18 protein-coding genes are annotated in these 15,789 nt (G+C 72.8%); 11 read left to right on the top strand and 7 right to left on the bottom strand.

Going from position 1 to position 15,789, the window contains the following annotated elements; translation table 11 throughout:
- The first annotated feature begins 27 nt into the window (after positions 1 to 27).
- The 6 genes from FHX74_RS09185 to FHX74_RS09160 all read left to right on the top strand — a co-directional run bounded on the left by FHX74_RS09185 (position 28) and on the right by FHX74_RS09160 (position 6,972).
- Entirely contained in the window at positions 28 to 1,269 is a 1,242-nt protein-coding gene (locus FHX74_RS09185; RefSeq protein WP_182560389.1) for a cysteine desulfurase, read from the top strand.
- Positions 1,270 to 1,280: 11 nt separating this feature from the next.
- Positions 1,281 to 1,736, top strand: a complete 456-nt coding sequence (sufU, locus tag FHX74_RS09180) for a Fe-S cluster assembly sulfur transfer protein SufU (protein ID WP_182559854.1) — start codon at positions 1,281 to 1,283, stop codon at positions 1,734 to 1,736.
- Positions 1,733 to 2,158 (top strand): metal-sulfur cluster assembly factor, encoded by a 426-nt coding sequence (locus tag FHX74_RS09175; protein WP_182559853.1) that lies wholly within the window; start codon positions 1,733 to 1,735, stop codon positions 2,156 to 2,158. Before sufU ends, FHX74_RS09175 begins: the two co-directional genes overlap by 4 nt.
- Positions 2,159 to 2,260: 102 nt before the next feature.
- A complete protein-coding gene (locus tag FHX74_RS09170) occupies positions 2,261 to 3,859 on the top strand; it encodes an ABC-F family ATP-binding cassette domain-containing protein (RefSeq protein WP_182559852.1) in 1,599 nt (532 codons plus the stop codon).
- Between the two features lie 187 nt (positions 3,860 to 4,046).
- Positions 4,047 to 4,868: a helix-turn-helix domain-containing protein gene (locus tag FHX74_RS19825; RefSeq protein WP_328823730.1), complete on the top strand. Its 822-nt coding sequence runs from the start codon at positions 4,047 to 4,049 to the stop codon at positions 4,866 to 4,868.
- A 175-nt stretch (positions 4,869 to 5,043) separates the two neighbouring features.
- Positions 5,044 to 6,972, top strand: a complete 1,929-nt coding sequence (locus tag FHX74_RS09160) for an ABC transporter ATP-binding protein (RefSeq protein ID WP_182559851.1) — start codon at positions 5,044 to 5,046, stop codon at positions 6,970 to 6,972.
- 22 nt (positions 6,973 to 6,994) lie between these two features.
- Here the strand turns inward: FHX74_RS09160 and FHX74_RS09155 are convergent, their stop codons facing one another.
- The 5 genes from FHX74_RS09155 to FHX74_RS09135 all read right to left on the bottom strand — a co-directional run bounded on the left by FHX74_RS09155 (position 6,995) and on the right by FHX74_RS09135 (position 10,461).
- Positions 6,995 to 7,834, bottom strand: a complete 840-nt coding sequence (locus FHX74_RS09155; protein ID WP_182559850.1) for a putative RNA methyltransferase — start codon at positions 7,832 to 7,834, stop codon at positions 6,995 to 6,997.
- A 22-nt stretch (positions 7,835 to 7,856) separates the two neighbouring features.
- Positions 7,857 to 8,618, bottom strand: coding sequence for an SDR family oxidoreductase (locus tag FHX74_RS09150; RefSeq protein ID WP_182559849.1), 762 nt, complete (start codon positions 8,616 to 8,618; stop codon positions 7,857 to 7,859).
- 94 nt (positions 8,619 to 8,712) lie between these two features.
- The gene (locus FHX74_RS09145; RefSeq protein WP_268926007.1) at positions 8,713 to 9,267 is read right to left on the bottom strand and encodes a GNAT family N-acetyltransferase; all 555 of its coding nucleotides are present in this window, start codon (positions 9,265 to 9,267) and stop codon (positions 8,713 to 8,715) included.
- A 26-nt stretch (positions 9,268 to 9,293) separates the two neighbouring features.
- Positions 9,294 to 10,196, bottom strand: a complete 903-nt coding sequence (locus FHX74_RS09140) for an SURF1 family cytochrome oxidase biogenesis protein (RefSeq protein ID WP_182559848.1) — start codon at positions 10,194 to 10,196, stop codon at positions 9,294 to 9,296.
- Between the two features lie 10 nt (positions 10,197 to 10,206).
- Positions 10,207 to 10,461: a DUF6457 domain-containing protein gene (locus FHX74_RS09135; protein ID WP_220483743.1), complete on the bottom strand. Its 255-nt coding sequence runs from the start codon at positions 10,459 to 10,461 to the stop codon at positions 10,207 to 10,209.
- Between the two features lie 15 nt (positions 10,462 to 10,476).
- On the opposite strand from FHX74_RS09135, the gene fdhD reads away from it, so the two are divergent.
- The 3 genes from fdhD (at position 10,477) to FHX74_RS09120 (ending at position 13,242) form a co-directional block, all read left to right on the top strand.
- Positions 10,477 to 11,316, top strand: coding sequence for a formate dehydrogenase accessory sulfurtransferase FdhD (gene fdhD / locus FHX74_RS09130; protein ID WP_182559847.1), 840 nt, complete (start codon positions 10,477 to 10,479; stop codon positions 11,314 to 11,316).
- 16 nt (positions 11,317 to 11,332) lie between these two features.
- Positions 11,333 to 12,337: a GTP 3',8-cyclase MoaA gene (gene moaA / locus FHX74_RS09125; protein WP_182559846.1), complete on the top strand. Its 1,005-nt coding sequence runs from the start codon at positions 11,333 to 11,335 to the stop codon at positions 12,335 to 12,337.
- A gap of 74 nt (positions 12,338 to 12,411) precedes the next feature.
- Entirely contained in the window at positions 12,412 to 13,242 is an 831-nt protein-coding gene (locus FHX74_RS09120; RefSeq protein WP_235970539.1) for a phytanoyl-CoA dioxygenase family protein, read from the top strand.
- 7 nt (positions 13,243 to 13,249) lie between these two features.
- Here the strand turns inward: FHX74_RS09120 and FHX74_RS09115 are convergent, their stop codons facing one another.
- Both FHX74_RS09115 and FHX74_RS09110 read right to left on the bottom strand, forming a co-directional pair.
- Positions 13,250 to 13,420, bottom strand: a complete 171-nt coding sequence (locus tag FHX74_RS09115; RefSeq protein WP_328823729.1) for a hypothetical protein — start codon at positions 13,418 to 13,420, stop codon at positions 13,250 to 13,252.
- Between the two features lie 40 nt (positions 13,421 to 13,460).
- Positions 13,461 to 13,916: a DUF3099 domain-containing protein gene (locus tag FHX74_RS09110; RefSeq protein ID WP_182559844.1), complete on the bottom strand. Its 456-nt coding sequence runs from the start codon at positions 13,914 to 13,916 to the stop codon at positions 13,461 to 13,463.
- Between the two features lie 183 nt (positions 13,917 to 14,099).
- On the opposite strand from FHX74_RS09110, the gene fabG reads away from it, so the two are divergent.
- Together fabG and fabI are read left to right on the top strand one after the other, a co-directional pair.
- Positions 14,100 to 14,825 carry a beta-ketoacyl-ACP reductase gene (gene fabG / locus FHX74_RS09105; RefSeq protein ID WP_182559843.1) on the top strand — a complete coding sequence of 242 codons (726 nt, stop codon included), beginning with the start codon at positions 14,100 to 14,102 and terminating at the stop codon, positions 14,823 to 14,825.
- Positions 14,826 to 14,889: 64 nt separating this feature from the next.
- Positions 14,890 to 15,660 carry an enoyl-ACP reductase FabI gene (fabI, locus tag FHX74_RS09100; RefSeq protein ID WP_182559842.1) on the top strand — a complete coding sequence of 257 codons (771 nt, stop codon included), beginning with the start codon at positions 14,890 to 14,892 and terminating at the stop codon, positions 15,658 to 15,660.
- The last annotated feature ends 129 nt before the right edge of the window (positions 15,661 to 15,789 follow it).

Genomic DNA, 15,789 nt, shown 5'->3' with positions numbered 1-15,789 from the left:
GGTGCGGAACTGGGGGCCGGCGACGGCATCGGCTTCGACGTCGACTTCATCCGCAACGACTTCCCGATCCTGCAGCGCACGGTGGGCAGCTACCCGCTGGCCTACCTGGACAGCGCGAACACCTCGCAGAAGCCGTCCGCGGTGGTCGAGGCGATCGAGGACCACTACCTCAACCACAACGCGAACGTGGCCCGGGCGATGCACACCCTGGGCGCCGAGGCGACGGCGGCCTACGAGGGCGGTCGGGAGGCGGTGGCCCGCTTCATCGGCGCCGCCCAGCCGGCCGAGGTGATCTTCACCAAGAACGCCTCGGAGGCGCTCAACCTGTGCGCGCACACGCTCACCGGCGGTCTCGGCGAGGGCGACGAGATCGTCGTCTCGGTGATGGAGCACCACTCCAACATCGTCCCGTGGCAGCTGGCCTGCGAGCGGACCGGTGCCACCCTGCGCTGGTTCGACGTCACCGAGGACGGCCGACTCGACCTGGCCAAGGCCGAGGCCGAGGGGCTGATCAACGAGCGGACCAAGATCGTCTCGGTCACCTGGGTCTCGAACGTGCTCGGCACCGTCAACCCGGTCACCGAGCTCGCCGCGCTGGCCCACCGGGTGGGCGCGACCATGGTGCTGGACGCCTCGCAGGCCGTCCCGCAGCTGCCCACCGACGTCACCACCCTCGGCGCCGACCTGGTCGCCTTCACCGGTCACAAGATGGTCGGCCCGACCGGGATCGGGGTGCTCTGGGGGCGTTACGACCTGCTGGCCGAACTGCCGCCGTTCCTCGGCGGTGGCGAGATGATCGAGATCGTCCGGATGACCGGGTCGACCTTCGCCGCGCCGCCGCACCGGTTCGAGGCGGGCACCCCGCCGATCGCCCAGGCGGTCGGCCTCGGCGCCGCGGCGGGCTACCTGCAGGCGGTCGGGATGGAACGGGTCGCCGCGCACGAGCAGGAGATCACCCGGTACGCGCTCGAGGGGCTGCAGAGCATCGACGGGCTGCGGATCCTCGGGCCGACCGAGCCGGTCGACCGGGGCGGGGCGGTCTCGTTCACGCTCCGGGCGGGGAGCACCGACGTGCACCCGCACGACATCGCCCAGTTCCTCGACGCCCGCGGGGTCGCGGTCCGCGGCGGTCACCACTGCGCACGCCCGCTGCACGAGCGGTTCGGCATCCAGTCGAGCACCCGGGCGTCGTTCTACCTCTACACGGCGAAGCGGGAAATAGACCAGCTGGTCGACGCGTTGCTGTACACCCAGAAGTTCTTCAGCTAGATCGGATCGGTGTGAACGTCGAAGACATGTACGCCGAGATCATCCTCGACCACTACAAGGCGAAGGAATGGTCCGGTCTGCGCGAGCCCTACGAGGCCGAGGTGCACCACGTCAACCCGAGCTGCGGCGACGAGGTGACGCTGCGGGTCCACCTGGACGGCGGGAAGGTGGCCGACGTGTCCTACGAGGGCGTCGGCTGCTCGATCTCGCAGGCCTCCACCTCGGTGATGGCCGGGCTGGTCCGCGACAAGGGCCTCGAGGACGGGCTCGCACTGCACGACGAGTTCCTGGCCATGATGCAGAGCCGGGGCGAGCTCCAGCCCGATGAGGACACCCTCGAGGACGGGGTCGCCTTCGTGGGCGTCGCCCGGTTCCCGGCGCGGGTGAAGTGCGCCCTGCTCGGGTGGTCGGCGTTCAAGGACGCCGCCATCCAGGCCAGCGGCCGACAGGAAGGAAGCCAGGCATGACCGAATCCACCACCACCGCGGGCACGACGGAGCACGGCTCCGCCGAGGGCACCCGTCCCTCCGACCTCGTGCGCGACGAGCTGCCCGGCACGCCCGCCCCGGCGTCCGGACCGGCGCCGAGCCTCGAGGACGTCACCGAGGCGATGAAGGACGTCGTCGACCCCGAGCTCGGGATCAACGTCGTCGACCTCGGGCTGGTCTACGGGCTGCACATCGAGGACGACCACTCCTTGACCATCGACATGACCCTCACCTCGGCCGCCTGCCCGCTGACCGACGTGATCGAGGACCAGACCGCGACCGCGCTCGAGGGTCTGGTCACCGACGCCCGGATCAACTGGGTCTGGATGCCGCCGTGGGGTCTGGAGAAGATCACCGACGACGGGCGCGAGCAGCTGCGGGCGCTCGGCTTCAACGTCTGAGCTCCGGACCGGGCCCGGCCCGGTGAGCGGGGAGAGCGCAGCGCCGCGCGGCAGGGACAGTGATTTGGCGGCTCCGGGCCGCGGGAGAGAAAGTAAGCGGCGATGTTGACGGTCAGGGAGCTCGAGGTCCGTGCGGGTGCGCGGCTGCTGCTCGAGCACACCTCCTTCCAGGTCGGACCCGGCGACAAGATCGGGCTGGTCGGGCGCAACGGCGCCGGCAAGACCACGCTGACCAAGATCGTGGCCGGCGAGGCGCAGCCCGCGTCGGGGTCGGTGACCCGGACCGGGCCGATCGGCTACCTGCCGCAGGACCCGCGGACCGGCGACCTCGAGACCCTCGCCCGCGACAGGATCCTCGCCGCCCGCGGGCTCGACCAGGTGCTGCTCCGGCTCCGCAAGGCCGAGCAGCGGATGGGCTCCGACGACGAGGACGAGCGCGACCGGGCGATGTCGGCCTACGCCCGCGCCGACGCCGAGCTCAACGCGGCCGGCGGCTACGCGGCCGAGTCCGAGGCGGCCCGGATCGCCGGCAACCTCGGATTGCCCGAGCGGGTCCTCGGCCAGCCGCTGCGCACCCTCTCCGGCGGGCAGCGACGCCGGGTCGAGCTGGCCCGGATCCTCTTCTCCGACGCCGAGACGCTGCTGCTCGACGAGCCGACCAACCACCTCGACGCCGACTCGATCAGCTGGCTGCGCACCTTCTTGGCCGGCTACACCGGCGGGCTCATGGTGATCAGCCACGACACCGGGCTGCTCGAGGCCACGGTCAACAAGGTCTTCCACCTCGACGCCAACCGGGCCGAGCTCGACGTCTACGCGATGGACTGGAAGCGCTATCTGCTGCAGCGGGAGACCGACGAGAAGCGACGTCGGCGCGAGCGGCAGAACGCCGAACGCAAGGCCGACCAGCTGCTCACCCAGGCCGCCAAGATGGGAGCCAAGGCGACCAAGGCGGTGGCCGCGCAGAACATGGCCCGGCGGGCCGAGCGGCTGCTGGCCGGGCTCGAGGCCGAGCGCGCCTCGGACAAGGTCGCCAAGATCAGGTTCCCGGACCCGGCGCCGTGCGGCCGGACGCCGCTGACCGCCGAGGACCTGAGCAAGAGCTACGGTTCGCTCGAGGTCTTCACCGGTGTTGATCTTGCCATCGACCGCGGCAGCCAGGTGGTGATCTTGGGTCTCAACGGCGCCGGCAAGACCACCCTGCTCCGGATGCTGGCCGGGCTCGAGCCGCCGGACACCGGCCAGGTCAACCCCGGCCACGGTCTCCGGCTCGGCTACTACGCCCAGGAGCACGAGACCATCGACGTCGGCCGGACCGTGCTCGAGAACATGAAGACCGCAGCCCCCGAGCTCAACGAGACCGACGTCCGCAAGATGCTCGGGTCGTTCCTGTTCTCCGGCGAGGACGTCGACAAGCCGGCCCGGGTGCTGTCCGGCGGCGAGAAGACCCGGCTGGCACTGGCCATGCTGGTGGTCTCGGCGGCCAACGTGCTGCTGCTCGACGAGCCGACCAACAACCTCGACCCCGCCTCGCGCGCCGAGGTGCTCAGCGCGATTCGCAGCTACGGCGGCGCGATCGTCCTGGTCACCCACGACGAGGGGGCCGTCGAGGCGCTCGAGCCCGACCGGGTGCTGGTGCTCCCCGACGGCACCGAGGACCTCTGGAGCCCCGAGTACGCGGAGTTGATCACCCTCGCCTGAGCCCGCTCCGGGCTCCGGCCGCCCGCCCGGACGGGGCGTCGGCAGCTGATCATCGGACTTCGTCCGGACAAAAAGTTGGGCGAATCTGGCCCAAACGATTGCCGAGTGATCATGGAAAGTCGATCATTGGTCCCACGGGGTTGCCCGGCGGCGTGGTCGGCGACACGGAGACTGTCCAGGAGGAAGCGTGGCCAAGGCTCTAGCCAAGGGTTCTCGGATCACCGGTGCACAGCGGGCGACCCTGGCGACACAGTTCGCCAAGCGGTACGCGGCCGGCGAGAGCATCCGGAAGATCGCCGACGACGCGGGACGGTCGTACGGCTTCGTCCACGGTGTGCTCACCGAGGCCGGGATCGGGCTCCGCGGTCGCGGCGGAGCGACCCGGGGGGCCAAGAAGGCCGCCTCCGCGGGCGGCACCGCGTCCGCTCGCAAGAGCGCCGGCGCCGCGAAGACCTCGAGCGCCAAGAAGGTCTCCAGCCCGGCCAGCAAGTCGACGGCCAGCAAGTCGACCGCCTCGAAGTCGACGGCCACCAAGTCGACGGCCACGAAGTCGACCGCCAAGTCGACCCCGGCGAAGTCGGCCGCGAAGTCGACCGGCAGGAGCGCGACCAAGGCGGCGGCGACGAAGGCCACCGGCACCTCCGCGGCGAGCACGTCGTCCGCGACCCGCAAGGCCACCGGCGCGGCCAAGCGGTCGTCGAGCCCGGCCACCAAGTCCTCGACCCCGGCCCGCAAGACCGCCACCAAGCAGACCGGGGCGACCACCAAGAGCGCCGCGAAGTCCGCCGCGAAGTCCGCGGCCACGAAGTCCAGCGCCACCAAGTCGGCGAGCAAGTCGGCGAGCAAGTCGGCCGCGAGGTCGACGACGAAGTCGGCGAGCACCAGCCCGGCCAGGAAGACCACCGCCAAGGCCGCGCCCGCCAAGAAGGCGGCAGCCACGAAGGCTGCCCCGGCGAAGAAGGCCGCCCCGGCCAAGAAGACGGCGAAGAAGGCCGCCAAGAAGAGCTGAGGCGCGCGGTACCGACGTCAGCCCCGACAGGGCCCGGCCACCCGGCCGGGCCCTGTCGGCGTTCCCGGGCGGTGGGACGTCCGGCCGCGGTGGGGCCGGCCGGGAATCCCGGCGGGCCGTCTTGGGTTGCGGGGTACGGTCACCGGTCGGGAGCGTTCGCGCGGGAGGAGTCGCCATGAGCATGGGCGGAGGCATGGGCGGCGCCGCCCGGGTGATGTACCGGATGGGCCGCGACGTCGACACCAAGGGGCACCGGCTGGCGCCGGGACTCGTGCGCCGGGTGCTGGCCTTCGCCCGGCCGTTCCGGCGGATGATCGTCGGCTTCCTGGTCCTGGTGATCATCGACGCCGCGCTGTCGGTCACCCCGCCGCTGCTGTTCAAGGAGATCATCGACCGGGGCGTGCTGGCCGGTGACCGCGGCCTGGTGATCGGGCTGGCCGTGGTGGTCGCGGTCCTCGCGGTGGTCGACGCCGGGCTGGGACTGGTCGAGCGCTGGTTGTCCTCGCGGATCGGCGAGGGGCTGATCTACGACCTGCGGACCCGGGTCTTCGACCACGTGTCGCGGATGCCGGTGGCCTTCTTCACCCGGACCCAGACCGGCAAGCTGGTGTCCCGGCTCAACTCCGACGTGATCGGCGCCCAGCAGGCGTTCACCTCGACGCTGTCCACGGTCGTCTCGAACCTGATCAGCCTGGTGCTGGTGCTGGCCGCGATGCTGGTGCTCAGCTGGCCGCTGACCCTGGCCGCGCTGGTGATGCTGCCGGTGTTCCTGATCCCGGCCCGGCTGATGGGTCGCAAGCTCGCCGACCTCACCCGGCAGCAGATGCAGCTGAACGGCGAGCTGTCGGAGACGATGACCGAGCGGTTCAGCGTCAGCGGCGCGCTGCTGGTCAAGCTGTTCGGCCGGCCCCGGGACGAGCATGATCAGTTCGCCGGCCGGGCCGGGGCGGTGCGCGACGTCAGCGTCTCGATCGCCATGAACGGCCGGATCTTCATGACCTCGCTGACGCTGGTGGCCGCGCTGGCCACCGCGCTGGTCTACGGCGTCGGCGGCGTCCTCTCGATCCGCGGTGCGCTCACCGTCGGCACCCTGACCGCGCTGTCCGGGCTGCTGGTCCGGCTGTACGGGCCGCTGACCCAGCTGACCAACCTGCGGATCGACGTGATGACCGCGCTGGTCAGCTTCGAGCGGGTCTTCGAGGTGCTCGACCTGCCGCCGATGATTGCCGACGCCGAGGACGCCCGCGACTACACCGGCCCGGCCTCGGTGCGCTTCGACCACGTCGCGTTCACCTATCCCAAGCCCGACGAGGTGTCGTTGGCCAGCCTGGAGTCGGTGGCCACCGTCGAGCAGCGGGCGAACGAGCCGGTGCTGCACGACATCAGCTTCACCGCCGAACCCGGGCAGACCGTCGCGCTGGTCGGTCCCTCCGGCGCCGGCAAGACGACGATCACCCACCTGATCGCCCGGCTCTACGACACCACCGGCGGGACGGTCGAGGTCGGGGGCGTCGACGTCCGCGGGCTGACCCTGGCCTCGCTCCAGCACGCGGTCGGCTACGTCACCCAGGACGCGCACATGTTCCACGACACCATCCGCGCCAACCTGCTCTACGCCCGCCCGGACGCCACCGACGCGCAGATGCGCGAGGCGCTGGCCGCGGCCCAGGTGCTCGACCTGGTCGACCGGCTGCCCGACGGTCTCGAGACGGTGGTCGGGGAGCGGGGCTACCGGCTGTCCGGCGGCGAACGCCAGCGGCTGGCCATCGCCCGGCTGCTGCTCAAGGCGCCGCCGGTCGTGGTGCTCGACGAGGCCACCGCGCACCTCGACTCGGAGTCGGAGGCGGCCGTCCAGCGCGCGCTCGACACCGCGATGGAGGGGCGGACCAGCATCGTCATCGCGCACCGGCTGTCCACCGTCCGCGAGGCCGACCAGATCCTGGTGGTCTCCGACGGCCGGATCGCCCAGCGCGGCACCCACGCCGACCTGCTGGCCGAGGGCGGGCTCTACGCCGAGCTCTACCGGACCCAGTTCGCCGAGGGCCAGACCCGCGACGCGGCCGCCCGCGAGGCCGAGTACGCCGGACCGCTGGTCACCGGCTGACCCGGCTCCGTCGTCCGGTCGGTCAGCGCCGCCGGAACCAGGCGATCCGCCCCGAGGCGGTGACGTCGGCGCCCTCCCCGACGCGGTCAGCCTCGCCGTGGAAGGCGTTCGGCCCCATGGCGACCAGGTCGGCGAGGGCGTTCCGGTCCAGCGCGAGCCGGAACGTCACCTCCTCCTCGCCACCGGTGTCGAACCAGGGCTCCATCGACGTCCGCAGCCGGTCGGCCTTGTCCGGCTCGATCCCCAGCAGTCCGAGCCGCTCGCGGACCTCGGCCAGGTGGTCCGGGCCGGCACCGAGCACCACGGCCACCCCGCCGGGGGCCAGCACCCGGGCGAACGCGGCGGGGTTGCGCGGCGCGAAGACCGAGAGCACCACCGCGCAGGCGCCGTCGCGGACCGGCAGCCCGGACCAGGTCTCGGCCACCGCGGCGCCAATCCGGGGGTGTGCGCGCGCGGCGCGGCGGCAGGCGGGCACGGAGAGGTCGAGGGCCAGCCCGCGGGCAGCGGGCGCGGTGGCGGACAGCCGGTCGAGCACCGCGGCCAGGTAGTGCCCGGTGCCGGCACCGCTCTCGAGGACCGCCGGGGCGTCCGGCGTCCCGTCGCCGATCAGCGCCGCCACCCGGTCGGCCAGGCGGTCGGCGAACCCGGCGTAGCGGCCCGAGCGGAGGAAGCGGTCGCGGGCGGCCACCATCTCCGCGGTGTCGGCCCGGAGGCCGGTGGGACCGGCCAGCAGGTTGACGTAGCCCTGCCGGGCCAGGTCGTAGCTGTGCCGACGCGGGCAGGTCAGCCGCCGGCCGGCCAGGGTCAGCGGTGCCGCGCAGTGCGGGCAGGCCAGCAGGTCGGCGACCGCGGCGAGGCTCATCGGCCGAACCCTCCGACCGACTTCAGAGCGTGCGGAGCGCGCCGCCCTCGACCGGGATCACGCACCCGGTGAGGTACGAGGCCGCCGGCGAGAGCAGGAACGCGGCCACCCGGCCGAACTCGTCCGGACGCCCGTAGCGGCGGAGCGGGATCGAGGCCTCGCCGGCCCGGCGAGCCGCCTCCGGGTCGTCGGCCAGCGAGTCGAGGTGGGTGACCCGGTCGGTGGCCACCCGGCCGGGCATCAGCCCGAGCACCCGGGTGCCCTGCGGGCCGTACTCGTCGGCCAGCTGCTTGACCAGCATCGCCAACCCGGGGCGCAGGCCGTTGGAGACGGCCAGTCCGCCGACCGGCGACTTGGACGAGGTCGAGAGCACCCAGGCGATCGCCAGGTCGTCGGCGGTGCCGTGCGCGATCACCGCCCGGGTCACCCGCAGGTGGGCCAGGAAGACCGAGCCGAACGCCTCGGTCCACTGCTCGTCGGTGTTGTCGAGCGCCCGGCCGGCGGGCGGGCCGCCCACGCTGACCAGCGCGCCGTCGAGCCGGCCGAACCGGTCGAGGGCCAGCCGGCAGGCGGTCTCGGCGGTCTCCGGATCGCCCAGCTCGGCGGTCAGCGATGCGGCACGGTCCTCCCCGAGACCCGCCACCACCTCGGCCAGCACGTCGGCGCGGCGGGCCACCAGCACCACCGAGGCACCCTCGGCCACCAGCGCCTCGGCGGTCGCCCGACCGAGCCCGCTGCTGGCTGCGGTCACCACGAACGTCCGGTCGCGCAGCTGCAGGTCCATGCCGTGATCCTCCCACTGCGGCTGACCGCGTCCTCGTGTCGGGGATCCGGCCGGGTGGACGCGGCCAGATCCCCGACACGGCGAGGACGTGTGGTCAGCCCAGGGCGATCAGGTCGGTCAGCAGCTGGTCGGACAGCTCGCGGTCGGCGACCACCACCCGCTGGACGCCGAGCGCACCGGTGGGGTCGGCGACGGCCGCCTCGTCCGAACGTCCGCGCCAGCGCTCGACCAGCCCGATCCGGGCCAGCACCCGCAGCGAGGCGGGGTTGCTGGTCAGGGCGCGGGCGGTGACCGGCAGGTCCGGACGGACCCGGTGCGCGGCGTCGAGGGCCGCGGTGGCCGCCTCGCTGGCGTACCCGTGACCCCAGGCGTCGGGACCGAAGCGGTACCCGAGGTTCCAGGCGTCGGCGTCGAGCACGGTGCAGCCGGCCGTCCCGATCACCGGTCCGGGCGTCCCGTCGAGCACCACCCGGACCGCCCAGCTGCCCAGCCCGGTCAGCTCGCGGCTGAGCACCGACCCGGCGATCATCCGCCGGGTCTGGGCGCGCCGGCTGAACCGCGCCGACGGCAGGTGCTGCCAGGTCCGCGGGTCGGCGTAGATGGTGTGGACGGCGTCGAGGTGCTCCGGTCCCAGCGGCTCGAGACGCAGCCGGGCGGTCCGGACCAGCCCGACGGTCAGCGGCGGCGGCGTCGTCGCTGGCCCTGCGGCGTGGGCGGCACGCCCTCGCGCGCGGCCCGGCGTTCGCGGAGGTCGCCGCGGATGAAGACCACCACGCCGGCGATGCCGATCCCGGTGAACATGAACCACTGCACCGCGTACCAGAAGTGCGGTCCGTCGGACAGCTCGGGCAGCACCTTGACCTGGAACCCGCCGGTCTGGGCCGGGGTGACCTGGAGCTGGTCGATGTAGCCGTCGCGGACCGGGTAGGGCAGCGTCGTCGCGATCGCGTAGGCGTTGACCAGCCGCATCTGGTTGTCCACCGGCGTGATCGCCGCCCGGTTGCCGGCCTCGCTCCGCCGGACCCGGCCGGTCAGGGTGACCTGCCCGCTCGGCGGCGGGGGCGCGGTGGTGGGGATGGCGGAGCTGTTGTCGGTGGCGATGAACCCCCGGTCGACCAGCACGGCCATCGACCCGTCGGAGGGGATCAGCGGCGTGACCACCTCGTAGCCGTTGGCCCCGCCGTTGTCGCGGTACCGGACGATGTACTGGTGGGCGGCGTCGAAGGTGCCGGTCGCCGAGACCGGCTTCCACTCGTTGGCCTTGCCGATCGGGGCGGTGAAGATCTGCTGGAACGGCACCACCGGCCGGTTCTCGTTGGCGATCACCACGGCGTTGGCCGCTCGGCGCTGGTGCAGCCGGCGCAGCTGCCAGTCGCCCATGTTGACGAAGATCGTGCCCATCACGGCGACGAAGAGGATCAGCGCCACCCAGCGCTGCCACAGCGGGCGCACCGGGCGGGCCGGCTCCTCCGCGTTCGTCTGCTCCTCGGTCGTCCCGGCCGCCGCGCCACCCGGCGGCTGCTCGTCCGGCGCGAGGTCGGCGTCGGCCGGGGTCTGCACCACGGTCCGGTCGCTCACGTCTGCGAGCCTATTCCGCTGCCGGAAGCCCCTCCTGAGCCAGTGCCGAGAGACGGGCGGTGACCTCGGCCGGATCGGCCCCGCGGCCGACCGCGATCCCGGCCAGGTAGGTGGTCAGCGGGGCGGCCGGACGCTCGACGGCGTGCGCGGCGTCGCGGGCCAGGTCGAGGACCGCCCGCCGGGTGGCGTGGTCGAGCGCGGGACCGTCCAGACCGGCCGCCTGCGCCGCCCGTTCCAGCCAGCGTTCGATCGCGTCGTCGGTCACGGGCAGGATGGTCGCATGGCACAGGTGAGCCGGCGCCGACCGGTGCGGCATCTCGCGGGCGAGGTCTGGTCGCGGCGCTCGGACCGGCTGGCCGTGGAGGAGCCGCTGGAGATCCGGATCGGCGGTGAGCCGTTCTCGGTCACCATGCGGACGCCGGGCGAGGACTTCGAGCTGGTGCTCGGCTACCTCTACGGCGAGGGCATCGTCGTGGCCGCCGGTGACGTCCGCGCGCTCCGCTACTGCCTGGGCACCGGCCCGGACGGCCTCAACACCTACAACGTGATCGACGCCGCGCTGGCCGACGGGGTCCCGGCGCCCGAGCCGGGGCTGCGGCGCAACGTGCTGACCAGCAGCGCCTGCGGGATCTGCGGGACGACCTCGATCGACACCGTGCTCGACCGGACCCGGCCGGCGCTGCTGCCCGACGGTCCGGTGCTGCCGGTCGAGACGCTCCGGCGGCTGCCCGACCGGCTCCGCGAGCACCAGGCGGCGTTCGAACGGACCGGGGGACTGCACGCCGCCGGGCTGGCCCGGGTGGACGCCGACGGGGCCGCCGAGCTGCTCTGCGTCCGCGAGGACGTCGGCCGGCACAACGCGGTCGACAAGGTGGTCGGCTGGGCGCTCGGGCAGGACGCCGTGCCCGCGGCGGACACCGTGCTGGTGGTGTCCGGCCGCGCGTCGTTCGAGCTGACCCAGAAGGCGGTCCAGGCGGGCATCGGGGTGCTGGCCGCGGTGTCGGCTCCGAGCACCCTCGCCGTCGAGCTCGCCGAGCGCGCCGGGCTGACCCTGGCCGGGTTCGTCCGCGGGGAGACACTCAACGTCTACAGCCACCCGCACCGGGTCACCGGTCCGTAAACTAGAATCGCTCCAAATGACGCAACTGCTGCGGGACTCCTTCGGGCGGGTCGCCACCGACCTCCGGGTCTCGCTGACCGACCGGTGCAACCTGCGCTGCGACTACTGCATGCCGGCCGAGGGCCTCGACTGGCTGGCCCGCGAGGAGCTGCTGACCGACGACGAGATCGTCCGGCTGATCGGGCTCGCTGTGCAGCGGCTGGGCATCCGTACCGTCCGGCTGACCGGCGGTGAACCGCTGCTGCGTCGCGGGCTCGAACCGCTGGTCGCGGCGATCGCGGCGCTGACCCCGCGGCCGGCGATCGCGCTGACCACCAACGGCATCGGGCTGGCCGCCCGCGCCGAGGGCCTGGCCGCCGCGGGCGTCGACCGGATCAACATCTCGCTCGACACCCTCGACCCCGACCTGTTCCAGCGGATCACCCGTCGCCCCCGGCACGCCGACGTGCTGGCCGGCGTCGCCGCCGCCCGGGCCGCCGGGCTCGATCCGGTCAAGATCAACGCGGTGCTGCTCCGCGGGGTCAACGAGCACGAGGCCTGGCCGCTGCTGGCCTGGGCGATGGAGACCGGCGTCCAGCTCCGGTTCATCGAGCAGATGCCGCTGGACGCGCAGCACGGCTGGCGCCGCAGCACCATGATCACCGCCGCCGAGATCCGGGCCCGGCTGAGCGAGCACGTCGAGCTGGTCGAGGACCCGGCCGACCAGCTGGCCCGGGGCAGCGCCCCGGCCGAGCTGTTCCGGGTGGCCGGCACCGAGCACCGGGTCGGGATCATCGCCGCGGTCAGCGCGCCGTTCTGCGGGGCCTGCGACCGGGTCCGGCTGACCGCCGACGGCCAGCTCCGCAACTGCCTGTTCGCCCGCGAGGAGTCCGACCTGCGCGCCCCGCTGCGGGCCGGGGCGGACGACGACGCGCTGGTCGAGCGGTGGCTGGCCGCGGTCGCGACCAAGCGGGCCGGGCACGGCATCGACGACCCGACGTTCCTGCAGCCCGACCGGCCGATGTCGGCCATCGGCGGCTGATCCGGCGGGCACGACCGGTCGCCCGATCTCCCGGGCCGGCCCCGTCGTCCCTGGTGAGGGCGCACAATCGATATATGACGATGCCGTCTCCCGCCGTGACCCCGCCCGCCGTGACCACCGAGTTCGCCGTCGAGGACCGGGTGCGGGAGAGGTTCGACCGCGAGGGCTTCGTCCGGCTGCCCGGCGTGCTGGATCCCGCGGTGCTGGCCGCCTGGGCGCCGCTGATCAGCGACAAGGTGGTGGAGCTCAACACCCAGCACCTGCCATTGGCCGAGCGTGACACCTACGGCAAGGCGTTCCTCCAGGTCTCCAACATCTGGCAGCAGAGCTCCGAGGTGCAGGCGTTCGCGTTCTCCGCCGACCTGGCCCGGGTGGCCACCGAGCTGCTCGGCGTCCGCGGGGTGCGGATGTACCACGACCAGGCGCTCTACAAGGAGCCCGGCGGCGGGGTGACGCCGTGGCACGCCGACCAGTACTACTGGCCGTTCGCCACCGACCGGTGCGTGACGGTCTGGATCCCGCTCCAGGACACCCCGCGCGAGCTCGGCCCGCTCGCCTTCGCCCGCGGCAGCCACACCGTCGAGTTCGGCCGCGACCTGCCGATCAGCGACGAGTCCGAGCGGCTGCTCCAGCAGGAGCTCAGCGAGCGCGACTTTCCCCTCGACGAGACTGATTACGCCCTCGGCGACGTCAGCTTCCACCTCGGCTGGACGTTCCACCGCGCGGGGGCGAACAGCGGGACCCAGCCGCGCCGGGTGATGACGATGATCTACGTCGACGCCGACATGGTGGTCACCGAACCGACCAACGACAACCAGGTCCGCGACCTCGCCACCTGGATGCCGGGCGTCCGGCCGGGCGGCACGGTCGACTCCGAGCTCAACCCGGTGCTCTGGGAGCGCTGAGCGCGGGTCAGGTCGCGTCGTCAAGCGGGTCGTCGGCACCGACCGGCTCGGTCTCGCGCAGGAAGCCACGCGCGGACAGGAACGAGGTCAGCGTCGGACGGTGCTCGTCGCAGGCCAGCCAGTGCTTGCGCCGGTCGGGCGTGTGGATCTTCGGGTTGTTCCAGCGAAGGTCCCACACCGCCGGCGCCTGACAGCCCCGCGCCGAGCAGACGGTGGGCTCAGGCGGCGCCGCGGTCATCGGCCTGGCGGTCGTCCGGGACGTGCTGCCGGGCGCTGAACCGGTCCGTGGTCGGGCGCGGGGGCACGGTGCCGAAGTCGTCCTCGACGGTGCCCTCGACCACCTCGGGCTCCGGGCCGGTGGTCAGCTGACGGGCGTCGGCCGGGGCGACGGTCTGGAACTGCTCCTGCTCGTCGTGGCGGGTGTTGCTCTGGTTCGCGATCGCCACCGCGACCGACGGCAGGAACACCGCGCCGATGAACAGCACGGCACACACCCAGCCGTTGATGACGTGGGTGAAGAAGAGGATCGTGCTCAGCAGGAAGCACAGGGTGCGGATGCCCATCGCGATGACGTACTGGCGCTGACGGTGCGCGAACTCCCGGCTGTTGCCGCTGCGCGCCGTGGTGATGACGTTCGGCTGGTGCTGCCGCGCGTCGTGCCCTGTCACTGCCATGTCGTTCACCCTACGCTCGGTGGATTCTCAGGCCGATCGGTCCGGACGACGTCCGTCCTCCGGGACGTCCGGCCCCGGACCGTGGTCTCGGTCACAGCTCCGGTAGGGACCTCCACGACTGATTCGACGGGCGGCGGCTCGCCCGATGCACCCCCAGGGGGTGCAACTCGATAGCGTGACGCCGTGAGCGAGCCGACCAGCCCCACCGCCCGCAGCGTGCTGATCACCGGGGGGAGCCGTGGCATCGGGCGCGGGCTCGCCCAGCGCTTCGCCGCCGCCGGGCACAAGGTGGCCACCACCTCCCGCAGCGGTGAGGCGCCCGAGGGCGTCCTCGGGATCGCCTGCGACATCACCGACGCCGGGCAGGTCGACGCCGCGTTCACCGAGATCGAGCAGGCGCACGGCCCGGTCGAGATCCTGGTCGCCAACGCCGGGATCACCCGCGACACCCTGCTGCTGCGGATGAGCGACGAGGACTGGGACGCCGTGATCGCCACCAACCTCACCGGCGCGTTCCGGGTGGTCAAGCGGGCCACCCGGGCGATGATGCGGCAGCGGTTCGGCCGGGTGGTGCTGATCAGCTCGGTGGTCGGGCTGCTCGGCTCGGCCGGCCAGGTCAACTACGCGGCCTCGAAGTCGGGGCTGGTCGGTCTGGCGCGGTCGTTGACCCGCGAGCTCGGCGGCCGGGGTGTCACCGCCAACGTGGTCGCCCCCGGGTTCATCGAGACCGACATGACCGCCGAGCTCAGCGAGGAGCAGGTCAAGGCCTACCTGGCCCAGATCCCGACTGGCCGGCTCGGCACCATCGACGACGTCGCCGACACCGTGGCCTGGCTGACCGGCGACGGTGCCGGCTACGTCTCGGGCGCGGTGATCCCGGTCGACGGCGGTCTCGGCATGGGTCACTGAGCCGCCCGGCCGCACCGCCAGCAGCATCCCCGCAGGACCTCACCACCACAGAAAGCGACGGACAGTGGGCATTCTCGACGGCAAGACCGTGCTGGTCACGGGCATCACCCTGGACACCTCGATCGCCTTCCACGTGGCGCGGATCGCGCAGGCGGAAGGCGCCACCGTGCTGGTGTCGAACTTCGGGCGGGCGATGAGCCTGACCCGCCGGGTGCTCCAGAAGCTCGACCCGGTGCCGCCGCTGCTCGAGGTCGACGTGACCAACGCAGACCACCTCGCGCGGGTGGCCGGCGAGATCGCCGAGCACACCGACCGTCTCGACGGGCTGGTGCACAGCCTCGCCTACGCCAACCCGGAGACCGCGCTCGGCGGCAAGTTCCTCAGCACGCCGTGGGAGGACGTCGGGCAGGCCCTGCACGTGTCGGCGTACTCGCTGAGCGCGCTGACCATGGCGGTCAAGTCGCTGCTGCGGCCCGGGTCCTCGGTGGTCGGGATGACCTTCGACGCCACCGTCTCCTGGCCGGTCTACGACTGGATGGGGGTGGCCAAGGCGGCGCTCGAGTCGACCAGCCGCTACCTGGCCCGCTATCTCGGTCCGGACGACGTCCGGGTCAACCTCGTCGCAGCCGGCCCGATCGACACCCTGGCCAAGAAGGCCATCGGCGGCGGCAGCGCCTTCAACGACGTCTGGGGTGAGCGCGCGCCGCTCGGCTGGGACCCCAAGGACGGCGTGCCGGCGGCCAAGGCCGTGGTCGCGCTGCTCAGCGACTGGTTCCCCAGGACCACCGGCGAGATGGTCCACGTCGACGGCGGCCTGCACTCGACCGGGGCCTGACCGTGCCCGACCCGCGGAGCCTGACCGAGTTCCGGCTGCTGGTCGGACCCAACCTCTACTTCCCGCGGCCGGCGGCCAAGGTCACCCTCGACATCGGGCCGCTGCTGGAGCTCGACGTCGCCCGGGCCG

Source organism: Microlunatus kandeliicorticis (genome assembly GCF_014137855.1).
Lineage (GTDB): Bacteria > Actinomycetota > Actinomycetes > Propionibacteriales > Propionibacteriaceae > Microlunatus > Microlunatus kandeliicorticis.
This window is presented reverse-complemented; position numbering and strand designations above follow the sequence as displayed.